The 23,920-nt window shown below is 64.5% G+C and carries 24 protein-coding genes; 13 read left to right on the forward strand and 11 right to left on the reverse strand.

Going from position 1 to position 23,920, the window contains the following annotated elements; all coding sequences use genetic code 11:
• Positions 1–77 precede the first annotated feature (77 nt).
• The gene (locus OKW37_RS09235; RefSeq protein ID WP_184045857.1) at positions 78–503 is read left to right on the forward strand and encodes a TOBE domain-containing protein; all 426 of its coding nucleotides are present in this window, start codon (positions 78–80) and stop codon (positions 501–503) included.
• A gap of 37 nt (positions 504–540) precedes the next feature.
• Here OKW37_RS09235 and OKW37_RS09240 read toward each other — a convergent pair whose 3' ends face one another.
• Positions 541–798 carry a hypothetical protein gene (locus tag OKW37_RS09240; RefSeq protein WP_429406862.1) on the reverse strand — a complete coding sequence of 86 codons (258 nt, stop codon included), beginning with the start codon at positions 796–798 and terminating at the stop codon, positions 541–543.
• A 372-nt stretch (positions 799–1,170) separates the two neighbouring features.
• Positions 1,171–2,625 (reverse strand): IS5 family transposase, encoded by a 1,455-nt coding sequence (locus OKW37_RS09245; protein ID WP_429406861.1) that lies wholly within the window; start codon positions 2,623–2,625, stop codon positions 1,171–1,173.
• A 414-nt stretch (positions 2,626–3,039) separates the two neighbouring features.
• Here OKW37_RS09245 and OKW37_RS09250 point away from each other — a divergent pair, with 414 nt between their 5' ends.
• The 4 genes from OKW37_RS09250 (at position 3,040) to OKW37_RS09265 (ending at position 7,302) form a co-directional block, all read left to right on the forward strand.
• Positions 3,040–3,540: a GAF domain-containing protein gene (locus tag OKW37_RS09250; RefSeq protein ID WP_184059394.1), complete on the forward strand. Its 501-nt coding sequence runs from the start codon at positions 3,040–3,042 to the stop codon at positions 3,538–3,540.
• Between the two features lie 810 nt (positions 3,541–4,350).
• Positions 4,351–4,914 carry a filamentous hemagglutinin N-terminal domain-containing protein gene (locus OKW37_RS09255; protein WP_429406859.1) on the forward strand — a complete coding sequence of 188 codons (564 nt, stop codon included), beginning with the start codon at positions 4,351–4,353 and terminating at the stop codon, positions 4,912–4,914.
• A 26-nt stretch (positions 4,915–4,940) separates the two neighbouring features.
• Complete coding sequence (locus OKW37_RS09260) at positions 4,941–6,821, forward strand: filamentous hemagglutinin (protein ID WP_429406857.1); 1,881 nt, start codon at positions 4,941–4,943, stop codon at positions 6,819–6,821.
• A gap of 334 nt (positions 6,822–7,155) precedes the next feature.
• The gene (locus OKW37_RS09265; RefSeq protein ID WP_429406855.1) at positions 7,156–7,302 is read left to right on the forward strand and encodes a hypothetical protein; all 147 of its coding nucleotides are present in this window, start codon (positions 7,156–7,158) and stop codon (positions 7,300–7,302) included.
• Between the two features lie 347 nt (positions 7,303–7,649).
• Here the strand turns inward: OKW37_RS09265 and rng are convergent, their stop codons facing one another.
• The 9 genes from rng to upp form a co-directional block, all read right to left on the reverse strand.
• Positions 7,650–9,119, reverse strand: coding sequence for a ribonuclease G (rng, locus tag OKW37_RS09270; RefSeq protein WP_184059381.1), 1,470 nt, complete (start codon positions 9,117–9,119; stop codon positions 7,650–7,652).
• Between the two features lie 9 nt (positions 9,120–9,128).
• Complete coding sequence (locus OKW37_RS09275; protein ID WP_429406853.1) at positions 9,129–9,758, reverse strand: Maf family protein; 630 nt, start codon at positions 9,756–9,758, stop codon at positions 9,129–9,131.
• A 255-nt stretch (positions 9,759–10,013) separates the two neighbouring features.
• A complete protein-coding gene (gene rlmH, locus OKW37_RS09280; protein WP_008919684.1) occupies positions 10,014–10,484 on the reverse strand; it encodes a 23S rRNA (pseudouridine(1915)-N(3))-methyltransferase RlmH in 471 nt (156 codons plus the stop codon).
• A 36-nt stretch (positions 10,485–10,520) separates the two neighbouring features.
• Entirely contained in the window at positions 10,521–10,970 is a 450-nt protein-coding gene (rsfS, locus tag OKW37_RS09285) for a ribosome silencing factor (protein WP_429406851.1), read from the reverse strand.
• A gap of 4 nt (positions 10,971–10,974) precedes the next feature.
• The gene (locus OKW37_RS09290; RefSeq protein ID WP_429408453.1) at positions 10,975–11,697 is read right to left on the reverse strand and encodes a nicotinate-nucleotide adenylyltransferase; all 723 of its coding nucleotides are present in this window, start codon (positions 11,695–11,697) and stop codon (positions 10,975–10,977) included.
• Between the two features lie 43 nt (positions 11,698–11,740).
• A complete protein-coding gene (gene hemF / locus OKW37_RS09295; protein ID WP_429406849.1) occupies positions 11,741–12,664 on the reverse strand; it encodes an oxygen-dependent coproporphyrinogen oxidase in 924 nt (307 codons plus the stop codon).
• 292 nt (positions 12,665–12,956) lie between these two features.
• Entirely contained in the window at positions 12,957–14,240 is a 1,284-nt protein-coding gene (gene purD, locus OKW37_RS09300; RefSeq protein ID WP_429406847.1) for a phosphoribosylamine--glycine ligase, read from the reverse strand.
• Positions 14,241–14,344: 104 nt separating this feature from the next.
• Entirely contained in the window at positions 14,345–15,073 is a 729-nt protein-coding gene (locus OKW37_RS09305) for a YebC/PmpR family DNA-binding transcriptional regulator (protein WP_018419973.1), read from the reverse strand.
• Between the two features lie 595 nt (positions 15,074–15,668).
• Entirely contained in the window at positions 15,669–16,319 is a 651-nt protein-coding gene (upp, locus tag OKW37_RS09310) for a uracil phosphoribosyltransferase (protein ID WP_026225693.1), read from the reverse strand.
• Between the two features lie 216 nt (positions 16,320–16,535).
• Here upp and OKW37_RS09315 point away from each other — a divergent pair, with 216 nt between their 5' ends.
• The 8 genes from OKW37_RS09315 (at position 16,536) to kdpC (ending at position 23,842) form a co-directional block, all read left to right on the forward strand.
• Complete coding sequence (locus tag OKW37_RS09315; protein WP_090803723.1) at positions 16,536–17,315, forward strand: SDR family oxidoreductase; 780 nt, start codon at positions 16,536–16,538, stop codon at positions 17,313–17,315.
• A 101-nt stretch (positions 17,316–17,416) separates the two neighbouring features.
• A complete protein-coding gene (locus OKW37_RS09320) occupies positions 17,417–17,806 on the forward strand; it encodes a methylglyoxal synthase (RefSeq protein ID WP_013088898.1) in 390 nt (129 codons plus the stop codon).
• 53 nt (positions 17,807–17,859) lie between these two features.
• Positions 17,860–18,834, forward strand: coding sequence for a quinone oxidoreductase family protein (locus OKW37_RS09325; RefSeq protein WP_184059374.1), 975 nt, complete (start codon positions 17,860–17,862; stop codon positions 18,832–18,834).
• Positions 18,835–19,015: 181 nt separating this feature from the next.
• Complete coding sequence (locus OKW37_RS09330) at positions 19,016–19,126, forward strand: potassium ABC transporter ATPase (protein WP_429406846.1); 111 nt, start codon at positions 19,016–19,018, stop codon at positions 19,124–19,126.
• The gene (kdpF, locus tag OKW37_RS09335; RefSeq protein ID WP_013088901.1) at positions 19,126–19,218 is read left to right on the forward strand and encodes a K(+)-transporting ATPase subunit F; all 93 of its coding nucleotides are present in this window, start codon (positions 19,126–19,128) and stop codon (positions 19,216–19,218) included. The genes OKW37_RS09330 and kdpF overlap by 1 nt, the downstream gene beginning before the upstream one ends.
• On the forward strand, positions 19,215–21,020 hold the full coding sequence (gene kdpA / locus OKW37_RS09340) for a potassium-transporting ATPase subunit KdpA (protein WP_429406844.1): 1,806 nt from the start codon (positions 19,215–19,217) through the stop codon (positions 21,018–21,020). The genes kdpF and kdpA overlap by 4 nt, the downstream gene beginning before the upstream one ends.
• Before the next feature lie 92 nt (positions 21,021–21,112).
• The gene (kdpB, locus tag OKW37_RS09345; protein WP_429406842.1) at positions 21,113–23,224 is read left to right on the forward strand and encodes a potassium-transporting ATPase subunit KdpB; all 2,112 of its coding nucleotides are present in this window, start codon (positions 21,113–21,115) and stop codon (positions 23,222–23,224) included.
• A 39-nt stretch (positions 23,225–23,263) separates the two neighbouring features.
• Positions 23,264–23,842, forward strand: a complete 579-nt coding sequence (gene kdpC / locus OKW37_RS09350) for a potassium-transporting ATPase subunit KdpC (RefSeq protein ID WP_090803729.1) — start codon at positions 23,264–23,266, stop codon at positions 23,840–23,842.
• The last annotated feature ends 78 nt before the right edge of the window (positions 23,843–23,920 follow it).

Genomic DNA, 23,920 nt, shown 5'->3' on the forward strand with positions numbered 1-23,920 from the left:
GCGCGCGGCTTCGATTACACTCGCTTTATCCGCCCACCCGCTCGTCGCCACGCGCGACAATCGCCAGGGAGTCCGCCATGAAAACCAGCGCACGCAATCAGTTCAGCGGCGAAGTCACCGACGTCAAGCACGGTGCAGTCAACGACGAAGTCACGCTGCGCACGCCGGACGGTCTCGAGGTCGTCGCGATCATCACGCACGGCAGCGCGAAGTCGCTCGGGCTGGCGACCGGCAAGCAGGCGTTTGCGCTCGTGAAGGCATCGTCGGTGATCGTAATGGTCGATGTCGCGAGGCAGCAGGTGTCGGCGCGCAACTGCATCGAAGGGACCGTCGCGGCGGTGACGACGGGCGCCGTCAATTCGGAAGTGACGATCAGTGCCGGCAGCGCGCAGATCGCGGCGATCATCACGAACGACAGCGTCGAGCGCCTCGGCCTCGCGAGCGGCAAGGCGGCGACGGCGGTTTTCAAGGCGTCGAGCGTGATTATTGGGGTCGATCAGTAAAAGGCCCGGGCCTCTGGGACGGGTACTCAACGAGCTCTTACTGATCGCGGATGGCGCGAACGATGATCCCGTCCCATCCAAAAACAATCCTGTGAGCGTCCATCCGGAAGATCGCAAAACAATTGTCGCTATCTACGACAACGGTTGTAGCGGGCAACCCGGTTTCATTCACGCGAAGGTCGAACTGTTTCTTCAACGCCGAAAGCGTGTCAATTCGTTTGACGGTAAAACCTGTGTTGGGCTTGCAGGTTTCACTGTCGAAGCTCATGGATTGCGGCGTAATTGTCATCGGCATGCCGAGAATCCGTTTTGCTTCGGGGATGCCACCAGAAATATCGGCCTAGTCAACTACATCGGTCACGACCCAATTGCCGATGAAATCATTAATCGTAGCGTGTGGTGGTGTTTGTGTCGCGCACACGCTTGCCGAGGCGGTCAGCGTGAGAGCCACATACGAAAAAAGCTTGTGGCCTGTCATTGTGCCGACTGCCGGAAGGGCGCGGATTCTCGTTGACGGCGGCTCATTAGTCCCCGGCTTATCTTCGCGGGACCCATCTTTCGGCCATTGCGATCACGCGGGGTAATCATCACATTAAGCATCATTTTTTCTGCTACCGCTAGCATGTCTCCGGTATTTGCGGGACCTAACGCGTCGGACCTGCATAATTCATTTAGCGAGTTGAAGGAAGCCGCGTGCGGAGCGTGAAAGCAACGTTATCGACGTGAAGTCGACGAAAAGGCGCAGAACCATGAGAACAAAAAAGGCAGGCTTGATGCCGAGCCGGGCGATGGCGCGCAGCAGCCAGCGCAGGTTATAGCCGACGGCGCACAGCACCGCATGCAGGGCGTCGCCAGTTTGCCCCTTCAGCCAGCAGCGTCGCATGCCGTGATCCTGCTTGACATGGCCGATGATCGGCTCGATGGCCTGTCGCCGTTTGAGCCAGCGGCGCTGGGGTGCCGACAACGTCCTGCTCTTGCCGCGATGCACGACCTGTACCGGCGCCACGTCGGCATCGACGCCGCGAAACCCGAGATCGACCAGCGCCGTCTTCGCACGGGGTGCGCCCGGCACCTCCTGCAACAGGATCGATGTCTGCTCGAGCTGTTCAGCCAGGGTGTGGCCGTCGTAGGGGTTGCCCGGGAACGCCCGTGCGCCGACGATCAGGCCTTGCTTCTCTGTGATTGCCAGGCTGACCTTGACGCCGAACTCATAGGGCTGCCGCGCCTTGCCCTTCCCGATGCACTCGACTTCCGGGGCATGCAATGCGTACAGTTTGTTCTTGTCCTTCGGGCGCTGGCGGCAGATTCGCCACGCCCGTTCCAGCCAGACGCGAAGCTTGACCTGCTGTGACTCCGAGGCGTCAGGCAGCTTGCGCTCGATGTCTCGCAGCAGTCGTCCCAGCACTGTGCGCTGTCGTTTGAGCACGCGACGCAGGCGCTTGAATTGTTTGGCGTGCGCGTAGCCGCCAGCACGGCGACGCAGACGCTTGCCCTCGCGTTCGTAGGTCTGCTTCAGACTCAGACCCGCGCGCTGCGCCAATTGCACAAGTTTGGCCCGCGCCACATCAAGCAGGCGACTGTCGGTCGGATACGCGATCGCCTTCTCCTGGACTGTGGTGTCAACAATCACGCGTTCGAATTCGGCGGGTGTTACCGCCTTCATGTGCACGGCGGCGGCGATCGTTGTGGCCAGCAATTCCTCGACACCCGCTTCGCCCAGCGCTTGCCGGAAACGCACCAGGTTGGTTGGGTCGCACGGCAGGCGGGGCTGAAAGTACTCTTCGCCGCAGAAGAACTGGAAGTACACGTCCTGCGCCCAACGCTCGCATACCGACTCGTCACTTTCGTTGTACGCGTGCTTCAGGTAGAGCAGGCCGACCATCAGGCGAACCGGCAGGCGCGGCCGGCCTGCCGCGCTCGGGCCAGCCCCCGCCAGCGTCGCCGCACTACCGAACAGATCGACATCATCATTGACTCGTCCTTCGCGAGCACGCCGCTCGAACACCGGGGTCAGCGTTGCTTCGATCGACACCCACGGCATTCGCGTGGCCAACACCGCCAGCGGGTGACGAAGATCAATCATCGCGTCCAGACGGCTGCGAAAAAAATCGGGCGTGCTCATCGGTGAGGCTCGCAAACTCCCGGAAAGAAAATCAGATCGATATTGCTTCTGGGAGTTCGACAATCAACGAACTTCTTCCGATCACTTGCTGCAGCTGGCTCTGCGCAGTTCTGAAGGGGCGACTAACGCGTCGCGTGTGTTCTGACGTGACGAGTTATAAGCAAAAGACACGGTCGGTAATATAGCAAAAATAGAGTCGACAAAAACCCGTTCGATTTAAACTAATGCGAAATGAATATTGATGTTATCAAGATAGAAACTATTAATAAGAAGGGATAGTCGAGAACCGACGGGGACGGCGAGCGTAGACGCGCGGCGCGTGTCACAGCGTTCGACACCCGCGCGCGGGGATTGCGCTTGCTTTACACTTCACCCCTTACCGCTTGCCATCCCGCTCTGATCACGGACGCCGTCATGTTCGAAGTTTCCCCCACCTCGCATCTGCCCAAAGCCGCGCAATATGAAGAACTGGTCGCGCAGGCGCGCGCGCTGCTAGCCGGCGAAACCGACTGGATCGCCAACGCCGCGAATTTCTCGTCGTTCGTCTTTCATTCGTTGAGCGATCTGAACTGGGCCGGCTTTTACTTTCACGACGGCCGCGAACTGGTGGTCGGCCCGTTCCAGGGCAAGCCCGCGTGCGTGCGCATTGCGCTCGGCAAGGGCGTCTGCGGTACGGCCGCGCAAACCCGTCAGACCCAGGTTGTGCGCGACGTGCACGAGTTTCCCGGCCATATCGCATGCGATTCGGCGTCGCAATCGGAAATCGTCGTGCCGCTCGTCGCGCCCGACGGCACGCTGATCGGCGTGTGGGATGTCGATAGCCCGGTCGTCGCGCGCTTCGACGAGGAGGACGCGAAGGGCATGGAAGCGTTGTGCGCGGTGTTCATCGAGGCAGCGCTGCCGCGCGGCGTGTAGCGTCGCCGGTCCGCTCCGCTTCGGCGAGCAAGTCGCGTACCGCGAGGTGTAACGGAGGGGCAGGAACGCATCACGCGTCGGCGCGATGTTCGCGAAGGCGCACGCGCGCACGTATGCGGACCCGACCCTCGCGCCGATGTTGTGGCCGCGTTGGGCACGTGGGCCAGGTCGCCGGATGCGTCGTTGGCTGGCCGCAATCTGCACCAGAGGCGCAGGCTGTGTTGGAGCAGTCGGGGTGTGACGTGGCGGCTTAGAGGTTAGGGCTTGTTGCTAGTCGCTGCAATCTGCGCAATCTGACACGCCGGGACCGAAAGAGTACGTTGCCATCGGCCGCCAATCTATCAGAGGGGATCTCCGCTCTATGGGGCCTCGAATCTATCCAGCAAGCCAATCTATCAGCGCAACCTAATCGATGAAGCAACCGAATCTATCCGACGTCCCAATCTATCGGGAGGCGCTTCAATCTTTCAATCTATCGGGTCGTTTCAATCTGCTGCAGTTTTCGCGTAACCGCAGCTTGTCGCGACCGGCCGCAGCCGACCCGATCCGGCCGTTGGATCCCGCCCTAGCTTAACGGCAGCTTTCGAGGGTTGGACGGCCGTTCCCGCCGCCGCGGCGACCGACACACATCCCCGCTTGAAGAGGTACCAGCAAGTACCGGGTGCATGCGCAAATACCGGTTTGTCTTTCGAAACGCGCTGCTACCATTAGTCTGTGTTGTGCGGTATGGCGGCTTTCGCGCCTTGCCTGGTCGCAACAACCTGCGTTCCGCGACAACGACTTTCCACGAACCACATTTCGGGAGCGATCATGTTGCGGCATTCATCCAGACCGGCGATCCAGTCGCCGCCAGCCCTGCGCAACGGGCTGTCCTTTACGCTGGCGTATGCCGGCGCGGCACGCATCGCGCCTCGGTCCCGGCCTTCCGCATGGAAGCGTGTTCTGCGCCCGCTGCCGCTTGCGCTATGGGTGCCGCTCGCGCTCGCCGAGTGGTGCGTGCCGATGGCCCATGCGGCGGGACCGTTGCCGCAGGGCGGAGCCTTCGTCCGGGGCCAGGGCGCGATGACGAGCGGCACCACTTCGCTAACGATCGGCCAGTCCTCGTCCCGCGGCGTGATCGACTGGCACAGCTTCTCGATCGGCAACGGCAACACCGTCGCCTTCAACAACGGGTCGGGCGCGACGCTGAACCGTGTAACGGGCGGCGATCCGTCATCGATTCTCGGCAAGCTCACCGCCACCGGCAGCCTTTACCTGATCAATCCGCAAGGCGTCCTCGTTGGGCCCTCGGGCGTTGTCAGCACGGGCGGACGTTTCGTCGCGCCACGCTGGATATCTGCAACGACGCCTTCATCAACGGCGGCGATGCACTGACGCTGTCGGGCAAGTCGGACGCGAGCGTGGTCAACCTCGGCAGGATCAGTACCAGCGGCGGCGACGTGTTCCTGATCGCGCGTCAGGCAGTCGTCAACGCGGGCACGGTAAAGGCGCCCAGCGGCACGGTGGAACTGGCGGCTGGCGAGACGGTGCTGTTGCAGGACTCGGCCAGCAGCAGGCAGGTGTTCGTGCAGGCAGGCAGTCACGGCACGGTCGTCAACGAGGGGCGCATCAAGGCCGCGCAGGTCAGTCTTCAGGCTGCCGATGGGAACGTCTATGCGCTCGCAGGCAGCGGCACCCGCATCCGCGCGACGGGCACGACAACGCGCGACGGCCACGTCTGGCTGGTGGCGGACCACGGCCAGATCACGCAGCGTGGCCCAATTGCAGCGGTAAATGCCGATGGCGGTGGCGGCACTGTCGACACGCAGGCGGAGGGATTGTCGTTCGGTAGGGGGGCGGAAGTTCGCGCAGGCCAATGGAACATATCGACACCTGCTTTCACTATCGACCGCGCCGCTGCAGGCGCGCTTCGACGCAGTCTCGACGCGGGCACTTCAGTCGGCGTCATGACCACGGGTGTCAACGGCGCGACCGGTGATCTGGATATCGCATCGAACCTGAGCTGGCACGGTGCCGCATCGCTTACGCTCGCGGCGTACCACAATGTGTCGGTCACGAAGGGCACGACGATCGCGAACAACGGAGCGGGCAATCTGACCTTGCGCGCCGACGCCTCGGGCATCGATAACGGCGGCAGCGTCGTCAACCGAGGCACGATCGACTGGTCGGGCAGCACCGGTCTCGTCCGGTTTTTCTATGACATGAATGGCAGCAGCAGTCCGGGGACCGTGCTGTCGAACAAGGCGTGGACAGCGGCGGATGATAGCGGTTTTGTTAGCCAGTTCACGGCGTACAAGCTCGTCAACTCGCTCTCCGATCTGCAAAACATCGCGCTTGATTTCTCAGGTGCTTACGCGCTCGGAAAAGATGTGAATGCGCAGGCACCCGCCACAACGACGGGCACGAGCATACTCGCGTTCCCGTTAAGCCCCTTCAACGGTCAGCTCGACGGCATGGGACACACCATCTCGAACCTCGAGATATCCGCGTCAGGCAACGCTGGCGCTCCAGTGGGCATGTTCTCCGAAATCGGACCGGCCGGCGTCGTGCGCGATCTGCATCTGCAGGCGAATATCAGCGGCCCTGCAACGAGTGCCTACTATGGCCTTCTCGCGGGAATCTCGGAAGGCACCATTGCCCTCGTTCGCACGAGTGGGGAGATGGCGCTAACCCAGGGGCAGGCGACCGCCGTCGGCGGCCTGGTGGGCAGTTCCACCGGCACGATAACCCGCTCGGCAAGCAATGCGGATGTCCTTTGCACATGCTTTCCCGCGTTGGCTACTTATACCGGCGGGCTAGTCGGATACAACGGCGGCGTGGTGCGGCAATCGTATTCGGCGGCGTTCACCAGTGGGAATGGCGCCGGCGGTCTCGTCGGGGAGAACGAAGGCTTGGTGACGCAATCGTATTCATCGGCATTCGTGACCGCCAACAATGGCTCCGTTGGGGCACTGGTCGGCGGTAATCGAGGCACGATCGAGCAGTCCTTCTCCACCGCGCGCGTGCTGGCGCCGCGAGGCGGCGGAATCGCGGTCACCAATACCGGAACAGGGTCCATTGCAAACGACGTCTTCTGGGACACCCAGGCGACGGGCACTTCCGTCGCGGTTGCCGATCTGGCCGACTCCACCTCGCCCGGTTCCGCACATGGCCTGACCACTGCACAGATGGCGATGCCGGCGAGCTTCGGTCCAACCTATGACTTCAGCCCGAACGGACCGTGGATCATGTTCCCCGGCGACAGCCGCCCGTCCTTGCGTTGGCAACAGTTCGGGCCGTAAGTGCGGATGAGCGGTCGGCAGGGCTTGGGCGGGCTGGCGGCGATCGTGCCTGCCGACACTCCGCGATCAACAGCTTGCGCCTTCGTTCATTCCGTCAGGGCCTCACGACCCGTCAGTACCTGCGAGGCCCCCTCCAGGTGCGCATCGGCACTCTCGCATAGTCGAACGTTTATGTGCCGGTCGCCATCGCGCTGTTTACTTCATTATCCGCGCAATCGTCGCCCCGAAAACGAACTAGCGGCTTACATGGCACCGCCACGATTGCCAGTTCGGTCTAACGGCTGCTTGCGGAAGTAGAGCGGCCCTCTCAATGCTCATCGGCAGCTTCAGGCGTATGACCGCAACTGGCCGAACTGAGACCGTCGAGGCGGCCGCGTTGCTAGCGGCGCATGACTTCTACGACGCGAACGCACTTCGCATGACGGATAGCATTGCCGTCGCGTGCTCGGGCGTGATGCCACCATCGGTCGGCCACCTGTAGTAGGTGTGCTTATCAAACGCAGATGCAGATATGGGCGATCCCCACAAGAAAGACAATACAATGCAGTTGGGAATGAGCAGCCATCGAAACCGCAGCGACTATGCGGTTCGTGTTGTGAATGCGCATGGCGCTCACCATAGGTGCCGGAGCGCTGCCCGAATATCCACAAGCAAGGCGGAGATCATCCTCAGCGCGGGGTCGATGCGGCGGCAGCATGGCGGGCCGATACGTAATTAGGCGTCACTTGGCGTGCTACCAAGGCCCGAATGGGTATCTAGATGGGTACCAGCTTCCTTCTTTGACGCGATTTATGGACGGAAAGCCTTTCTGGATAAGGCTAGAAAGGCTTACATCAACACAATGTCGTACTGCTCCTGACTCAAATTCGACTCCACCTGCAACGACACCGGCTTGCCGATGAAATCGATCAGCATCGCCAGATGCTGCGACTCTTCCTCGAGAAACAGATCGATCACCTGCTGCGAAGCGACCACGCGAAACTCGCGCGGATTGAACTGCCGCGACTCGCGCAATATCTCTCGCAACACGTCATAGCACACCGTGCGCGCAGTCTTCACTTGCCCTTTGCCCTGGCAAATCGGGCAAGGCTCGCACAGCACATGCGCGAGCGACTCACGCGTACGCTTGCGCGTCATCTCGACGAGCCCGAGTTGCGAGAAACCATTGACGGTCACCCGCGTGCGATCGCGCGACAACGCCTTCTTCAATTCGCCTAGCACCTGGTCGCGATGCTCGACGTTTTCCATATCGATGAAATCGATGATGATCACGCCGCCAAGATTCCTTAGCCGCAGTTGCCGCGCGATGGTATGCGCGGCTTCGAGGTTGGTCTTGAAGATCGTGTCGTCGAAGTTGCGCGCGCCGACGTAGCCGCCGGTGTTCACATCGATCGTCGTCATCGCCTCGGTCTGGTCGATCACGAGGTAGCCGCCCGACTTCAGATCCACGCGACGCGATAGCGCGCGCTGAATCTCGGCCTCGATGTTGTACAGATCGAACAGCGGCCGCTCGCCGGTGTAGTGGTGCAGCTTCGACGATACCGCCGGTGTGAACTCGGCCGCGAAATCGGCGAGCATCTGATGCGTCTCGCGCGAATCGACCTGGATGCGCGACGTTTCATCGTTGACGAAATCACGCAGCACGCGCTGCGCGAGATTCAGATCCTGGTAGAGCAGGCTGGTGGGCGGCATGCGCTGCCCCTGCGACAGAATCGTCGCCCACGTCTTGCGCAGATACGCGACGTCGGCTGCGAGCTCTTCGCTCGTCGCATCCTCGGCGATCGTGCGCACGATGTAGCCGCCTTTCTCGTCGGCGGGCAGCACGGCGGTCAGACGCGCACGCACGGCCTCGCGCTCGGCTTCGCTTTCGATTTTCTGCGAGATGCCGATGTGCGGCTCCTGCGGCAGATACACGAGCGTGCGCCCGGCGATGCTCACTTGCGTGGACAGCCGCGCGCCCTTGGTGCCGATCGGGTCCTTGACGACCTGCACCATCAGCGTCTGACCTTCGAAGACGATCTTTTCGATCGGCTGATGCGGTGTTTGATGTTGCGCTTCGCCGGCGATGCGCGGATGCCAGATGTCGGCGACATGAAGAAACGCGGCGCGTTCGAGGCCGATGTCGATGAACGCCGATTGCATGCCGGGCAGCACGCGCACGACCTTGCCGAGATAGACATTGCCGACGCGGCCGCGCGACAGCGTTCGTTCGACATGAAGTTCCTGGACGGCGCCCTGTTGAACGAGCGCGACGCGCGTTTCCTGCGGCGTGACATTGATCAGGATTTCTTCATTCATGGTGTTGTTCTAGAAGTCGATGCGCGCTGCACGCAGGAGGGCAGCGGTTTCAAAAAGCGGCAAACCCATAATACCCGAATAGGACCCGTCTATATGCTCGATAAACTCCGCCGCGCGTCCCTGCACGCCATACGCCCCCGCCTTGCCGAGCGGCTCACCGCTCGTCGCGTAGCGACGCAACGCGTCTGCGTGCACTGCAGCAAAACGCACCTTCGAGACCGACAACGCCGCGGGCAGCAGCGCGCCGTTGGCATCGATCACGGCGAGCGCGGTCAGCACTTCGTGCGTGCGGCCCGCGAGACGTGTGAGCATGGCGACCGCATCGCCGGCATCGATGGGCTTGCCGAGAATCGCGTCGTCGATCGTGACGGTGGTGTCGGCGACGAGTATCGGCCGCACCTCGTGACCGCCGTCGAGGAGCCGCGCGCGGGCCGCCTGCGCCTTCGCGATGCACACGCGCTGCACGTAGTCGCGCGCGTGTTCGCCGGGCCGTTCGGCTTCGAGCGCTTCGGCGTCTTCATCGGGGCGCGGCAGCAGCAATTCGAAACGCACGCCGAGCTGTTGCAGCAGCTCCTGGCGGCGCGGACTTTGCGAGGCGAGGTAGACGAACGGATGCAGCGAAGCGGAGGGCGTGGGCATGAACGGGTCTCGATGAAGCGGGAAACGGATGGCGCGGGGTGGTGAACGCGGGTGGGCGTGGAAGAGTGAGCGGGGCGAGGTTGACCCGGTGATCCGATCGATGCGCTGCATCCACTAGCGGCATCGATGCACGGCGCGTCGGGCGCATCATCGCATGAAGCAGCCGCAATACGCTCAAGCGTATGGAGCTGAGCGCCCGCGACGCGTCAGCAGCAACGAATCGTTGCCAGGCGTCGCCGCGCGAGGCTCCAGCGCCTACGCGCGATGATACGGATGATTTTGCGTGATGGTCCACGCCCGATAAAGCTGTTCGGCCAGCAGCACGCGCACCATCGCGTGCGGCAGCGTGAGGCTCGACACGCGCAGCATCATATCGGCGCGCGCCTTCAGCTCGGGATCGAGCCCGTCCGCGCCGCCGATCAGAAAGGCCACGTCGCGGCCGTCTTGCTGCCAGCCCGGCAACGCGCCCGCGAGCTGCATCGTGGTCCAGTCCTTGCCGCGTTCGTCGAGCGCGACGATGCGTGCGTTCTTCGGCAACGCGGCTTCGATCTTCTGCCGTTCGGCGGCCATCACGCTTTCGGCCGAACGGCCCGACGAGCGCTGCTCCGGTTTGATCTCGCGCAGTTCGATGCGCAACTCCGGCGGCATGCGTTTCGCGTATTCGTCGAAGCCGGTCGCGATCCAGTCCGGCATCTTGTGGCCGACGGCGAGGATATGCAGTTTCATCGCGAGGACAGTAGCGGTGTGCCCGACACGGCCCGCTTACTTGCGGCGCGCCGTGGTCTTGCGCGCGGGCTTCGCGGCGGGCACTTCCTCGTCTTCCTCGTCGTCGGGCTCGCTTGCGCGCGCGCCGCCGAACGGATTCGGCGTCGACAGCTTGATGCGCACCGGCTTGTCGCCCCAGATTTCCTCGAGGTTGTAGTACTGGCGCAGCGCCGGCTGCAGGATGTGCACGATCGCGTCGCCGCAATCGACCAGCACCCATTCGCCGATATCCTCGCCCTCGGTGCTGATGATCTCGCCGCCGGCTTCCTTCACGCCTTCGCGCACGCTCGACGCGAGCGCCTTGGTTTGCCGGTTCGACGTGCCGCTCGCGACGATCACGCGATCGAACAGCGAGGTCAGGTGGCTGGTGTTGAACACTTTGATGTCTTGCGCCTTGACGTCTTCGAGAGAGTCGACGATTACGCGTTGCAGTTTGCGAATATCCATGGAGTTACCGGTGGTACAGATGATGTTGAAGAATATAGTCCCACACCGCGGCGGGGACGTGACTCGCGGCCCGATCCTGGCTTGTGCCGCCCGCACCCGCGTGGGCGAGCCGCTGGTTGACCTGCTCGCGCAGATGCGCGCGAATGTCGGTGGCCGATACGTTGAACGCGAGCGTCGTGTCGATCAGCAGATGGCCGCAGGGTGTGGCCTCCAGCACGTCGGCGCGCGCACGGCGCGCGGCGATTTCCTTGGCGACCGCAGGGGCGACCGACGCGAGGTCGAAGCCGGGCCGCGTGGCCGCGCCGATATGCGCGAGCTCGAACAGGCGCCGCCAGTCGCGCCATGTGTCGAGATGCACCAGTTGATCTGCGCCGATCAGCAGCGTGATCGATGCGTCGTCGCCTTCGCGCTCGCGCCAGCATTGCAGCGTCTCGACCGTGTAGGTCGCGCCATCGTGCTCGATTTCGTCGGTCGCGACGCGTACCGTCACGCCGGGGATCGCGAGCGACGCGGCCGCCGCGCGCGTCATCGCGAGCCGATGTTCGGCGGGCGACACGTCGGCTTTCTGCCACGGCTGGCCGGCCGGCAGCAGCACCAGTTCGGTCAGCCGCAGCACGTCGGCGAACCGCCGCGCAAGCGCGAGGTGGCCGTCGTGGATCGGATCGAATGTGCCGCCCAGCAGACCGATCCGGCGAGGCAGGGCGACAGGGTGAGCGTTCGGCTTCAGGTGAGGGTCCTTTGTCGTGACCGTAAGCGAGACAGGTGGCGCGTCATACCCACTCGCGCGGCACGAGGAAATCGCTGTACAAACGCGCTTCCGGCGTGCCCGGCTCGGGGTGCCAGTCGTAGCGCCAGTTCGCCACGGGCGGCATCGACATCAGGATCGATTCGGTGCGTCCGCCGCTCTGCAGCCCAAACAGTGTGCCACGGTCGAAGACCAGATTGAACTCGACGTAGCGGCCGCGCCGGTAAGCCTGGAACGCGCGCTCGGCTTCGCCGTACGGCGTGTCGCGGCGCCGCTCGATGATCGGCAGGTACGCCTTGAGAAAGCCTTCGCCGACGCTTTTGAGCATCGCGAACGATTGCTCGAAGCCCGGCACCGAGAAATCGTCGAAGAAAATCCCGCCGATGCCGCGCGGCTCGTTGCGGTGCTTCAGGAAGAAGTACTCGTCGCACCAGCGCTTGAAGCGCGGGTACAGATCCGCGCCATACGGCGCGAGCGCGTCGCGGCAGACCTGATGGAACTGCCGGGCGTCCTCTTCGTAGCCGTAGTAGGGCGTCAGGTCCATGCCGCCGCCGAACCAGAACACCGGTTCTTCGCCTTCCCTCGTCGCGACGAGCAGGCGCACGTTCATGTGCACGGTCGGGCAGTGCGGATTGTGCGGATGCAGCACGAGCGACACGCCCATCGCCTCGAAGCCGCGCCCGGCCAGTTGCGGCCGCGCGGCGCTTGCCGAGCCCGGCAGCGCGTCGCCCGCGACGTCCGAGAAGCCGATGCCCGCGCGCTCGAAGAACTGGCCGCCTTCGAGAATCCGCGTGACGCCGCCGCCGCGCAGCTTCTCGCCGGGCGCGCGCTGCCACGCGTCGGTAGCGAACGCGGCGCCGTCGAAGGCGCCGAGCGTGTCCGCGATATGCGATTGCAGGCCTTGCAGCCAGCTGCGCACGGCTTGTGCGTCGTAGCTCGAATTGCTCATGAATGCAGGTGCTGGGGCGGCACGCTCGTCGTGCCGCGGGTTCTTCGAAAGAAAGCGATGGCCGCGTTCGCGCCGGGTCTCTGCGAACCTGGACCGCTGGTTCGGATTGCCTGGTTGCCGGAGGCGAACATCAGAGGCGGCTTGCCGCTTCAGTCGATTCGCGGGCTCCGGGCCCGTCTGCCGCGACGAGCGGGACAGATTCAGTGTAGCGCGCGTCGTGTAACGTGCCCGCACGGCGGCGCCTGTGGCACCGGCAGTGCGCCGCCCGCACGGCGTCCAGCCCTAGCGAAGCTTACTTGCCGTCGTGCTTGCGGTTGAGCGCGCGATAGCCGATGTCGCGGCGGTACTGCATGCCGTCGAACGCGATCTGGTTGATCGTGTGGTACGCGGCCGCCTGCGCGGTGCGCACCGAATCCGCGAGACCGACGACGCACAGCACGCGCCCGCCCGAGGTGGTCAGCTTGCCGTCCGTCAGCGTGGTGCCGGCGTGGAACGTGACTGAATCCGCGGTTTCGGCGGGAATGCCGTTGATGCGGTCGCCCTTCCTCGGCGTGTCCGGGTAGTTGTGCGCGGCGAGCACGACACCGAGCGCGGTGCGGCGGTCCCATTCGAGCTCGACGGTGTCGAGCGTGCCGGCGATCGCGTGTTCCACCACTTTCGAATAGTCGCCTTTCAGACGCGCCATGATCGGCTGCGTTTCGGGGTCGCCCATCCGGCAGTTGAACTCAAGCGTCTTCGGGTTGCCTTGCGCGTCGATCATCAGGCCCGCGTACAGGAAGCCGGTGTAGCGGATACCTTCCTTCTCCATGCCGCGCACGGTCGGCAGGATGATTTCGCGCATCACGCGCGCATGCAGCTGCGGCGTGACGATCGGCGCGGGCGAGTAGGCGCCCATGCCGCCCGTGTTCGGGCCCTGGTCGCCGTCGAGCAGACGCTTGTGATCCTGGCTCGACGCGAGCGCGAGCACGTGCTTGCCGTCCACCATCACGATGAAGCTCGCTTCCTCGCCGGCGAGGAACTCCTCGATCACGACGCGCGCGCCGGCGTCGCCGAGCTTGTTGTCCGACAGCATCATGTCGACCGCGGCGTGCGCTTCTTCCAGCGTTTGCGCGACCACCACGCCCTTGCCGGCGGCGAGGCCGTCGGCCTTGATCACGATCGGCGCGCCCTTGGCGTCCAGATACGCGTGCGCGGCGGCGACGTCGGCGAAGGTTTCGTACTCGGCCGTCGGGATGCCGTGGCGCTTCATGAAAGCTTTGGCGAAATCTTTCGAGCTTTCGAGCTGGGCGGCCTCTTTGGTCGGCCCGAAGATCTTCAGACCGCGCGAGCGGAACAGGTTGACGATGCCTGCCGCGAGCGGCGCTTCCGGCCCGACCAGCGTGAACGCGATCTGTTCTTTTTCGACGAAATCAGCGAGCGCGGCCGGCTCGGTGATGTCGAGGTTGAGCAGACGCTCATCCTGAGCGGTGCCGCCGTTGCCCGGCGCGACGTAGACGAGCTGGACCCGCGGCGATTGCGCGAGCTTCCATGCCAGCGCATGTTCGCGACCGCCGGAACCGACGACGAGTAACTTCATGTGAATCCCCGAGACTTGAAAACCATAAACGGCCGAGCGGTGTGCTCAGCCGTGCAATAAACCATCAACAGCAAGGGCAAACGATGCCAGAGGCCGGCGCGCCATCACTCGCCGGCGATCGACGCGTTTGTATAGACTTCCTGCACGTCGTCCAGATTTTCCAGCGCGTCGAGCAGCTTCTGCATTTTCACGGCATCGTCGCCGGTGAATTCGACTTCGGTCTGCGGCTTCATCGTGACTTCGGCCAGTTCGGCCTTGAAGCCCGCCGTTTCGAGTGCAGCCTTCACTTTCGAAAAATCGTTCGGCGGGCACAGCACCTCGATACTGCCGTCCTCGTTCGTCACGACGTCGTCGGCACCCGCTTCGAGCGCGGCTTCCATCAGCGCGTCTTCGGCGGTGCCGGGAGCGAACAGGAACTGGCCGACGTGATCGAACATGAACGACACCGAGCCGTCGGTGCCCATGTTGCCGCCGTTCTTCGAGAACGCGTGACGCACTTCCGCGACCGTGCGGGTGCGGTTGTCGGTCATGGTGTCGACGATCACCGCCGCGCCGCCGATGCCATAGCCTTCGTAGCGGATTTCCTCGTAGTTCGCGCCGTCCGCGCCGCCGACACCGCGCTGGATCGCGCGGTTGATGTTGTCTTTCGGCATGTTGGCGTCGTACGCCTTGTCGACCGCGAGCCGCAGACGCGGGTTCGAGTCGATTTCGCCGCCGCCCAGACGGGCCGCAACCTGGATTTCCTTGATGAGCCGCGTCCAGACCTTGCCGCGCTTGGCATCGGCCGCTGCTTTCTTATGCTTGATGTTGGCCCATTTCGAATGACCCGCCATACTTTTCTCCGTCGCGCGCGCCAGCGGGGCGCACGCATAGTGCAATTGTCGTTGCGATGTCGGGCGCCTCGCGTGTTGCGCCTCGATGTCAATCCGTCAGGTGAAAGGCTGCCGGCCGCTTGTGCTTGTCGCTCGTGTTGGCCCGTCGAGGCGGCCACCTGTGCCGCCGATCTCAGCCTGGCCGTTCCCGCGCGTCGTTCCGCGCTTGCCCGCCGGTGGGCGTTCGTGCCGGTTCGTGCATGATCGGCCGGCCAGGCGGAGCCGCAGGGCGGCAACGCGGCGGAGCGGCGCAGCTTGCGCGGCCAGGCGCCGCATGACCTGATGCGAAAGCGCGGGGCGCCAGTCGAAATTGCAGGCGGTGGTGCGAGTGATCGTGCGGGTCGAGGCGCTCCGTCGAGCGGATTCGAATTTTATCATGCCGCGAGGGTGCGGCAGAGGGGGCCGCGCCGCGAAACCGGCCGCAAATGCCATGAAATCGACGCGAAAATGAATGGAGGCGGCGCGGATGTGTCGCCGGGAGGGCCGGATGCGGGCGAAAGCGGGGCCGGTTCCGGGGCGGCGGCATCGCCAGGCCACCCCGCTGGCCCCCGGCGCGTCAGTTCTTCGTACCGAACAACCGGTCGCCCGCGTCGCCCAGGCCCGGCACGATGTACGCATGCTCGTTCAGATGCGAATCGAGCGACGCGATGAACAGCTTGACGTCCGGGTGCGCGTCCTGGAACACCTGCACGCCCTCGGGCGCGGCGACGAGCGCGAGGAACATGATGTTCTCGGCCGCCACGTTGCGGCGCTTGAGCACATCGACCGCGTGCACGGCCGAGTAGCCGGTCGCGACCATCGGATCGCAGAGGATGAACACGCGGTCTTCGAGGTCCGGCAGCCGCACCAGGTATTCGACCGGCCGATGATCCTCCGCGCGATACACGCCGATATGGCCGACGCGCGCCGACGGCACCAGCTCGAGCAGGCCGTCCGACATGCCGACGCCCGCGCGCAGCACCGGCACGATCGCGAGCTTCTTGCCGGCGATCACCGGCGCGTCGATCTCGACGAGCGGCGTGGTGATGCGGCGCGTGGTCATTGGCAGGTTGCGGGTGATTTCGTAGCCCATCAGCAGCGTGATTTCGCGCAGCAGTTCGCGGAACGTGCGGGTCGACGTGTCCCGGTCGCGCATGTGCGACAGCTTGTGCTGGATCAGCGGGTGATCGAGGATGAAGAGATTGGGGAAACGGCTGTCCTGGGTCATGGCGGGCTCGCGCGCGGCGGCAAGGTGGATCGGTTCGGCGCGCTCATCCGTTGGCTCAGTCCGCGCTCGAAGGTCGGACGAACGGTGGAAAAGCGCGCCACCGCGCGAGTTTACCGAAAGAGTACCGCCCGGCGATACCTGAGATTGTAGCGACGCGGCACAGTCCGGCACCGATTCTTCTAGAATCTGGGGAAACTTCGCCACGAGGGCATACACATGGACATGGGAATCGCAGGACGCCGCGCGCTGGTTTGCGCGGCGAGCAAAGGTCTGGGACGCGGCTGCGCGGAAGCGCTCGCCGCCGAGGGCGTCGACCTGACGATCGTCGCGCGCACCGCCGAAACGCTCGAAGCGACCGCCGAGGCGATCCGCAAGCAGAGCGGCGTCGAGGTGAAGACCGTCGCATGCGACATCACCACGCCTGAAGGGCGCGCGGCCGCGCTCGCGGCCTGCCCGCAGCCGGACATTCTCGTCAACAACGCGGGCGGACCGCCGCCGGGCGATTTCCGCAACTTCACGCACGAGGACTGGATCCGCGCGCTCGAAGCCAACATGCTGACGCCGATCGAGCTGATCCGTCAGACCATCGACACGATGAGCGCGCGCGGCTTCGGGCGCATCGTCAACATCACGAGCTCGGCGGTGAAGGCGCCGATCGACGTGCTCGGTCTGTCGAACGGCGCGCGCTCCGGCCTGACCGGTTTCGTCGCGGGGCTCGCGCGCAAGGTCGCGCCGACCGGCGTGACGATCAACAACCTGCTGCCGGGCCTGTTCGACACCGACCGTATCGCGGTCACGTTCGAGGCGCAGGCGAAGACGCACAACATTTCGATCGACGAAGCGCGCAAGCAGCGCATGAAGACGATCCCCGCCGGCCGTTTCGGTAATCGCGAAGAATTCGGCCGCGCCTGCGCGTTCCTGTGCAGCACGCACGCGGGTTACATCACCGGGCAGAACTGGTTGATCGACGGCGGCGCCTATCCCGGTACGTACTGAGCTGGTGCGTACCGAGCAGGCCCGTACCGAGCCGCCGCGCGCGAACGACACCCGTCACATCACAACAACGATAGCCACAAGGGTTTGAGGAGTCTTACGTCATGAGCACCCGCATAGCGCTGATCGCGCACGATCACAAGAAGGACGACATCGTCAAACTGGCCGGCGAATACGTCGACACGCTCGCGCGCTGCGAGATCGTCGCAACCGGCACGACCGGCGGACGCATCAGCGACGCGCACGGCCTGACGGTCGAGCGCATGCTGTCGGGCCCGCACGGCGGCGACCTGCAGATCGGCGCGCAGCTCGCCGAAGGGCGCGTCGACATGGTGATTTTCCTGCGCGACCCGATGACGCCGCAGCCGCACGAGCCGGACATCAACGCGCTAGTGCGCGCGTGCGACGTGCACAACATTCCGTGCGCGACGAACATTTCGACCGCCCGCATGGTGCTCGACGTGCTGACGCTGCGCCTGTCCGGCGAGGCGTGAGCGCGCGCGTCGCCGCACCCACATCCATACAGATGACAGATGAAGGAGACGTGATGGTCAAGGCAATCCGTTTCGACAAAACCGGCGGCCCCGAAGTCATGAAATGGGTCGACGTCGAGGTGGGCGAGCCCGGCGCGGGCGAGATCCGCATTCGCCAGACGGCGGTCGGCCTCAATTACATCGACGTGTATTTCCGCACCGGTCTGTATCCGCTGCCGCTGCCGGGAGGACTCGGCATGGAAGCGGCCGGCGAGGTCAGCGCGGTGGGCTCGGGCGTGACCGGTCTGAAGGTCGGCGATCGCGTCGCGTACGTCGCGCGGCCGCCCGGCGCGTATGCGCAGGAGCGCGTGCTGCAGGCCGCGCTGGTCGTCAAGCTGCCCGATGCGATCAGCGACGAGCAGGCCGCGTCGGTGATGCTGCAAGGCTTGACTGCGCAATATCTGCTGCGCCGCACGTATCGCGTGAAGGCCGGTGACACGATCCTCATTCAGGCCGCAGCGGGCGGCGTCGGCCTGCTCGTGTGCCAGTGGGCGAAGGCGCTCGGCGCGACGGTGATCGGCACGGTCGGTTCCGACGAGAAAGCCGAGATCGCGAAAGCGCACGGCTGCGATCACGCGATCGTCTATACGCGCGAGAACTTCACGAAGCGCGTACGCGAGATAACCAACGGCGCGGGCGTGCCGGTCGTCTACGATTCGATCGGCAAGGACACCTTCGAAAAGTCGCTCGACTGTCTCGCGCCGCTCGGCCTGTTCGTGAGCTTCGGCAACGCGTCGGGTCCGCTGCCGCCGATCGATTCGTCGGAATTCGCGGGGCGCGGCTCGCTGTTCTTTACACGACCGACGCTCTTCACCTATATGGCGAAACGCAGCGACTACGAGGCGATGTCGGCCGAGCTGTTCGACGTGCTGAGCTCGGGCAAGGTCAAGACGAGCATCAATCAGCGCTATGCGCTGCCGGACGTCGGGCAGGCACATGCGGACCTCGAAGGGCGCCGCACGACGGGGTCGACGATCCTGCTGCCGTAAAGAAGTGGCAGCGCGGCCTCGGGCTGCGCTGCACGTCATCCATCAGGGCCGTTTCATCGCGAGATGAAACGGCCTTGTCCGTTTACGCGATTTTTACGCGCACCCCACGATCTTTGACCAGCCCTTTAGGCCGATCGGCATACCGTTCTATCCATCCAAAGTCCGTGAATGGAGAACGAGAATGGATCTGCTGTATGTCGGGGGCCTGGCGCTGTTTGCCTTGCTGACCTTTGGGCTGATTGGCGGCTGCGAGAAGCTGATGCAGTTGCGCCGCGGACAAGGAGCGCGCTGATGACCTGGATGCTGTGGCTGGCCGGCGCGTCCACCGCGCTGCTGTTCGTATATCTCGTGTATGCGCTGCTGCGCGCGGAGGACATTGAATGAACACGAACGATGTCCTGCAGGCGAGTCTTTTTATTGTCGTGCTACTGGCCGCCGCGGTGCCGATGGCGAGCTATCTCGGCGCCGTGATGGATGGCAGTTCGCGCGTGGTGCGCTTCGGCGCGCCGCTCGAACGGCTGCTTTACCGTATCGCGGGCGTCGATCCAGCGGCGGAAATGGGCTGGAGGCACTACGCGGTCGCCACGCTCGCGTTCAACGTGCTCGGCGCGGCGTTCCTGTACGTGCTCTTGCGCGTGCAAGGGTGGCTGCCAGGCAATCCGCAGCAGTTCGGCGCGATGTCGGTCGACAGCGCGTTCAACACCGCGGTCAGCTTCGTGACCAACACCAACTGGCAGGACTACACGCCCGAGCAGACCGTCGGCTATCTGACGCAGATGCTCGGCCTGACCGTGCAGAACTTCCTGTCGGCGGCGACCGGCATCGTCGTCGTGTTCGCGTTGATGCGCGGCTTCGCGCGTCATACGGCGAAGACGATCGGCAACTTCTGGGTCGACATCACGCGCGTGACGATGTACGTCCTGCTGCCGATGGCGGCGATCATCGCCGCACTGCTGATGAGTCAGGGCGTGATCCAGAACTTCAAGGCATATCAGGAGGTGCCGACGCTGCAGACCACCACCTACGCCGCGCCGAAGCTCGACGCGCAAGGCAATCCGGTGAAGGACGCGAAGGGCGATCCGGTGACGCTCGACACGCCCGTGAAGACGCAGACCATCGCGATGGGCCCGGTCGCGTCGCAGGAAGCGATCAAGATGCTCGGCACCAACGGCGGCGGCTTCTTCAACGGCAACTCCGCGCATCCGTACGAAAACCCGACGCCGTTCTCGAACTTCGTACAGATCATCTCGATCCTGATCATCCCGGCGGCGCTCGCGCTCGTGTTCGGCCGCGTGATCGGCGACCGGCGGCAGGGCGTCGCGGTGCTCGCGGCGATGACGATCGCGTTCGGCGTTTGCGTGTTCGGCGAGATCAGCGCCGAGCAGAGCGGCAATCCCGCGTTCACGGCGCTCAACATCGACCAGTCGGCGAACGCGCTGCAGGCGGGCGGCAATGCGGAGGGCAAGGAAACGCGCTTCGGCATCGCGCAGTCGGGCATCTTCACGGTCGCGACGACGGCGGCTTCGTGCGGCGCGGTCGACAACATGCACGATTCGTTGACGCCGCTCGGCGGCCTGTATCCGATGCTGCTGATCCAGCTCGGCGAAGTGATCTTCGGCGGTGTCGGTTCCGGCATGTACGGGATGCTCGTGTTCGCGCTGCTCGCGGTGTTCGTCGCGGGACTGATGATCGGGCGTACTCCTGAATATGTCGGCAAGAAGATCGAGGCCTACGAGATGAAGATGGTGTCGATCGTCGTGCTGCTCACGCCGCTGCTCGTGCTGGTGGGTACCTCGATCGCGGTGCTCAGCGCGGCGGGCAAGGCCGGCATCGCAAACCCCGGCGCACACGGCTTCTCCGAGATCCTCTATGCGTTCAGCTCGGCAGCGAACAACAACGGTAGCGCGTTCGCGGGTCTCACGGTGAATACGCCGTTCTACAACTGGCTCACCGCGATCGCGATGTGGTTCGGCCGCTTCGGCACGATCGTGCCGGTGCTCGCGATCGCCGGTTCGCTCGCCGCGAAGAAGCGCATCGCCGTCACCGGCGGCACGCTGCCGACGCACGGACCGCTGTTCGTCGTGCTGCTGCTCGGCACGGTGCTGCTGGTCGGCGCGCTGACCTATGTCCCGGCGCTCGCGCTCGGTCCCGGCGTCGAGCAACTGATGATGATCGGCGCGCACTGACCCACGGCAGTGACCCACGGCCGCGAACCAGCGACCGAACAGGCGCTCGCACGCGGCAAGCCTGCAAGCGCCCACGGACATTCGAGGATTCAATGACTGAACATAACGCTACCCGGTCCATGTTCGACCCGGCGCTGCTGCGTCCGGCGATCGTGGACTCCTTTAAAAAGCTCACGCCGCGCACGCAGTTTCGCAACCCGGTGATGTTCTGCGTGTACGTCGGCAGCATCCTGACGACCATTCTGTGGATCGCCGCGCTCGGCGGTCAGGCCGAGGCGCCCGCGGGCTTCATCCTCGCGGTCACGCTGTGGCTGTGGTTCACGGTGCTGTTCGCGAACTTCGCGGAGGCGCTCGCCGAAGGCCGCTCGAAAGCGCAGGCCGCGTCGCTGCGCAGCGCGAAGAAAGACGTGATGGCGAAGAAGCTCAACGAGCCGCATCCGAAGTCGCCGATCCGCATCACGACCGCGACCGATCTGCGCCGTGGCGACGTCGTGCTGGTCGAGACCGGCGACGTGATCCCGGCCGACGGCGAAGTGATCGAGGGCGTCGCTTCGGTCGACGAATCGGCGATCACCGGTGAATCGGCGCCGGTGATCCGCGAGTCGGGCGGCGACTTTTCGTCGGTGACGGGCGGCACGCGGGTGCTGTCGGACTGGATCGTCGTGCGCGTCACGGCCAACCCGGGCGAGGCGTTCCTCGACCGCATGATCGCGATGGTCGAAGGCGCGAAGCGTCAGAAGACGCCGAACGAAATCGCGCTCACCATCCTGCTCGTCGCGCTGACCATCGTGATGCTGCTCGCCACCGCGACGCTGCTGCCGTTCTCGATGTTCTCCGTTGAAGCCGCGAAAGCGGGCCACGTGGTGACGATCACCGCGCTCGCCGCGCTGCTCGTGTGTCTGATCCCGACGACGATCGGCGGCCTGTTGTCGGCGATCGGCGTGGCCGGGATGAGCCGCATGATGCAGGCGAACGTGATCGCGACCTCGGGCCGTGCCGTCGAAGCGGCCGGCGACGTCGACGTGCTGCTGCTCGACAAGACGGGCACGATCACGCTCGGCAACCGCCAGGCGTCGCAGTTTCTGCCCGCGCCGGGTCTGACCGAAGAGGCGCTTGCCGATGCCGCGCAGCTGTCGTCGCTCGCCGACGAAACGCCGGAAGGCCGCAGCATCGTCGTGCTCGCGAAGCAGCGCTTCAATATCCGTCAGCGCGATATGGCCTCGCTGCATGCGGTGTTTCTCGCGTTCACGGCGCAGACTCGCATGAGCGGCGTCGATCTGTCTCCGCAAGGGACTCCCTACGGGACTCATGGCCGTGAAATCCGCAAGGGCGCGGCCGATGCGGTCAAGCACTATGTCGAAGCGAACGGCGGCCGTTTCCCGAATGAAGTCAGCAACGCGGTCGCCGATGTCGCGCGACGCGGCAGCACACCGCTGGTGGTCGCCGAGAAAGGCGAGCAGGGCGCGCGCGTGCTCGGCGTGATCGAGTTGAAGGACGTCGTGAAGGGCGGCATCAAGGAGCGCTTCGCCGAGCTGCGCAAGATGGGCATCAAGACCGTGATGGTGACGGGCGACAACCGCCTGACCGCCGCCGCGATCGCGGCCGAAGCGGGCGTCGACGACTTCCTTGCCGAGGCGACACCCGAAACGAAGCTCGCGACGATTCGCGCGCATCAGGCCGAAGGGCGTCTGGTCGCGATGACCGGCGACGGCACCAACGACGCGCCCGCGCTCGCGCAGGCCGACGTCGCGGTCGCGATGAACACCGGCACGCAGGCGGCAAAAGAGGCCGGCAATATGGTCGATCTCGATTCGAATCCGACCAAGCTGATCGAGATCGTCGAGATCGGCAAGCAGATGCTGATGACGCGCGGGTCGTTGACCACGTTCTCGATCGCCAACGACGTCGCCAAGTACTTCGCGATCATCCCGGCCGCGTTCGCGTCGACGTATCCGGCGTTGAACGCGCTGAACGTGATGCATCTCGCGACGCCGACCTCGGCAATCATGTCGGCGGTGATCTTCAACGCGCTGATCATCGTGCTGCTGATTCCGCTGGCGCTGAAGGGCGTGCGCTATCGCGCGCTAGGCGCTGCGATCCTGCTGCGCCGCAATCTGCTGATCTATGGCCTTGGCGGGATCATCGTGCCGTTCATCGGCATCAAGCTGATCGATATGGTGCTCGCCGCGTTCGGTTGGGTTTGAGCGCAGTGACCATGTGATGAAAAGGGAAAGAGACCCATCATGAAAAATCTGTTCCGTCCGCTGATCGTGATCTTCGCGGTGCTGACCGCGATCACAGGACTCGCCTATCCCGCCGTGATGACCGCGTTCGGCCAGGCGGCGTTCCACGAACAGGCCAACGGCAGCCTCATCGAGCAGAACGGCAAGGTGGTCGGCTCACAGCTGATCGGCCAGCAGTTCGACGCGCCCCAGTACTTCTGGGGCCGGCTGTCGGCGACGAGCCCGATGCCGTACAACCCGCAAAGCTCGGGCGGCTCGAACCTCGGGCCGAACAACCCCGCGCTGCTCGACGAGATCAAGGGCCGTCTCGCGGCGCTGAAGGCGGCGGGCACCGACATGTCGAAGCCGGTGCCGGTCGATCTGGTCACGTCGTCGGGCAGCGGGCTCGATCCGGAGATCAGTCCGGCCGCGGCCGCGTATCAGCTCGAGCGGGTCGCGCAGGCCCGTCATCTCGCGCCGAACGACGTGCAGGCGCTCGTCGAGCGCTACACGACGGGGCGCCAGTTCGGCGTGCTCGGCGAGCCGCGCGTGAATGTGCTGAAGCTCAATCTCGCGCTCGATGAAATGAAGCGCGGCTGACACTGAACGCATCGACGACGCACCAGCCGCAATTGCGGTTCATCGATGAAACAGCGGCGTTTCGCGTGGCGCCGCGCC

This window comes from Paraburkholderia sp. MM5482-R2 (assembly GCF_050436125.1).
GTDB classification, from domain to species: Bacteria; Pseudomonadota; Gammaproteobacteria; order Burkholderiales; family Burkholderiaceae; genus Paraburkholderia; species Paraburkholderia tuberum.